This is a genomic window from Streptomyces flavofungini (assembly GCF_041028215.1).
Taxonomy (GTDB): Bacteria; Actinomycetota; Actinomycetes; order Streptomycetales; family Streptomycetaceae; genus Streptomyces; species Streptomyces flavofungini_B.
Map to the genome: position 1 here is coordinate 1 of NZ_JASKYR010000777.1, position 2,741 is coordinate 2,741.

Genomic DNA, 2,741 nt, shown 5'->3' on the forward strand with positions numbered 1-2,741 from the left:
ACCCGCGCGCCGTTGCCGGGCAGCGCCGTCGGGTCCACGGCCGCGGCCTGCGCGAGGCGCGGCGGTATCGGCCCCTTGGCCGGAACCGGCGGCGGCACCCTCTCGGGCGACGCGGTCGCCTGCGCGGGAACCGTCGCCAGCTTGCCCGCGCCCTCCAGCGGCAGCCCCGCGTCGTTCAGCCCGCGGTGGCGGCGCGAATCGTCGGGCTCCAGCGGTATGGGCGAGCCCCGCAGCGGCTCGTCCGCCGTCCTCGGCAAGGTGAGCCGGAACTGCGAACCGCCGCCCGGCTCGCCCCACGCCTGAAGCCACCCGCCGTGCAGCCGGGCGTCCTCCAGGGCGATGGAGAGACCGAGCCCCGTACCACCGGTGGTACGCGCGCGTGCCGGGTCCGCCCGCCAGAAGCGGCTGAAGACCCGGGTCGCCTCGCCGGGCTTGAGCCCCACTCCGTAGTCCCGCACGGCGACGGCGACGGCGCCGCCGGCCGCGGCGAGCCGCACCACGACGTCCTTGCCCTCACCGTGCTCCACGGCATTGACCACGAGGTTGCGCAGCACCCGCTCCACGCGCCGGGCGTCGGCCTCGGCGACCACCGGCTGCTGGTCCCCGACGACCCTTATGTGGGTGCCCTTGCGCTCGGCCAGCATCTCCGCGCCGCCGACGACCCTGCGCACGACCTCGCGCAGGTCTATGGCGTCCGCCTCCAGCGCGGCGGCACCCGCGTCGAACCTGCTGATCTCCAGGAGGTCGGCGAGCAGCAGTTCGAACCGGTCGAGCTGGTCGGCGAGCAGCTCCGCCGACCGCGCGGTCACCGGATCGAAGTCCTCCCGCGCCTCATGGATGACGTCCGCCGCCATCCGTACGGTCGTCAGCGGCGTGCGCAGCTCGTGCGACACATCGGAGACGAACCGCCGCTGCATCCGCGACAGCTCCTCCAGCTGCTGGATCTTGAGCTGGAGGTTCTGCGCCATCTTGTTGAAGGCCTCGCCGAGCCGCGCGATGTCGTCCTCGCCGGTGACCTTCATACGTTCCTGAAGGCGCCCGGCGGAGAGCCGCTCGGCGATCCCCGCCGCCATCCGCACGGGCGTGACCACCTGGCGCACCACCAGCCAGGCGATGGCGCCGAGCAGCACCACGACGAACAGTCCCGCGGTCGCTAGCGTCGTCCTGACGAGGTTGAGCGACTCCTCCTCCTGCGTCAGCGGGAAGAGGTAATAGAGCTGGTACGGATCGCCCTGAAGATCATTGAGCCGCTTGCCGATCACCAGACCGGGCTGCGCCTCACGGCCGTCGTCGAAGACGATGCGCGTATTGGCCTGGTAGACGCCCGCGCCCTTGTCGACCCGGCTGCGCAGCTCCTCCGGCACGCTCAGGATCGGCTCCACACCGCCCGAGGCCCGCGACCCCCGTACGCCCGCGTCGCTCGCGGAGGTCAGCGTCACCACGGCGAACGCGTTCTGCCCGCCGCTGGAGAGCTGCTCGACGAGGTCGGACAGCCACACGGCGGCGTTCCGCCCGTCGACGGTGCTGCCGTCCTGACCCTGCCCGGTGTTCTGCCGCGCGGCGTTCACACTGTCCTGGGCGGCCCGGAAACCACCGTCGGCCTGGCTCTGCGACGCCTTCACCTTGGCCTTGAGCAGGCCGTTGTTGACCGAGCTCATGACGGCGAAACCCAGCATGAGCACCACGCCGAGGGACATCAGCAGGGTGGTGACGACCACCTTGAGCTGGATGTTCCGCCGCCAGAGACGCACCGCGGGCAGCAGCGGGCGGCGCACCCAGCGCACGAAGAGCCGCAGCACCGGGCTGCCCTGCACCCCGCCCTGCAACAGCAGCCCGCCGTCGACGAGCGCCCCGAACCGGGACGCGCGCCGCGCCGGGCCAGTCCGCCCCGGACGAGCCCCCGGACCCCCGGGCGCCGGGGTGGAACTGTCCCGGCTCATGTCAGCTCGGTCCGGCCTTGTAACCCACGCCACGCACGGTCACCACGATCTCCGGACGCTCCGGGTCCCGCTCGACCTTGGAACGCAGCCGCTGGACGTGCACGTTCACCAGCCGGGTGTCCGCCGCGTGCCGGTAGCCCCAGACCTGCTCAAGGAGCACCTCGCGCGTGAACACCTGCCACGGCTTGCGCGCCAGCGCCACCAGCAGGTCGAACTCCAACGGCGTCAGCGCGATCGACTGCCCGTCCCGCTTCACGGAGTGCCCGGCCACGTCGATGACCAGGTCACCTATGGCGAGCTGCTCCGGCGCGGGCTCCTCCGACCTCCGCAGCCGCGCCCTGATCCGGGCCACCAGCTCCTTCGGCTTGAACGGCTTGACGATGTAGTCGTCCGCCCCCGACTCCAGACCGACCACCACATCCACGGTGTCGCTCTTGGCCGTGAGCATCACGATCGGTACGCCCGACTCCGCCCTGATCAGGCGGCACACCTCGATGCCGTCCCGTCCGGGCAGCATCAAGTCGAGCAGCACAAGATCAGGCTTGGCCTCCCGGAAAGCGGCCAGCGCCTTGTCGCCATCAGCTACGAACGACGGCTCAAAACCTTCACCACGCAGCACAATCCCGAGCATCTCGGCCAGTGCGGTGTCGTCGTCGACGACAAGGACTCGTCCCTTCATGCCTGACATCATCCCATTCTCGTAACAGTGACTGGGCTGCTGGTGAGAGAGGTCACTGGCCTGTGACGATAGTCGTACCGCGCCATCACTGTCTGCGCTGATCAACAGCGGCCGCTCCCGCG

Annotated in this window: 2 protein-coding genes; both read right to left on the reverse strand. The window is 70.8% G+C overall.

Annotated elements, in window-relative coordinates; translation table 11 throughout:
* Positions 1-1,940: MtrAB system histidine kinase MtrB (gene mtrB / locus AB8Z36_RS34240; protein ID WP_369217285.1), on the reverse strand; the 1,940-nt coding region annotated here is incomplete at its 3' end.
* 1 nt (position 1,941) lies between these two features.
* Positions 1,942-2,631 carry a two-component system response regulator MtrA gene (gene mtrA, locus AB8Z36_RS34245; RefSeq protein WP_189176211.1) on the reverse strand — a complete coding sequence of 230 codons (690 nt, stop codon included), beginning with the start codon at positions 2,629-2,631 and terminating at the stop codon, positions 1,942-1,944.
* Between the last annotated feature and the right edge of the window lie 110 nt (positions 2,632-2,741).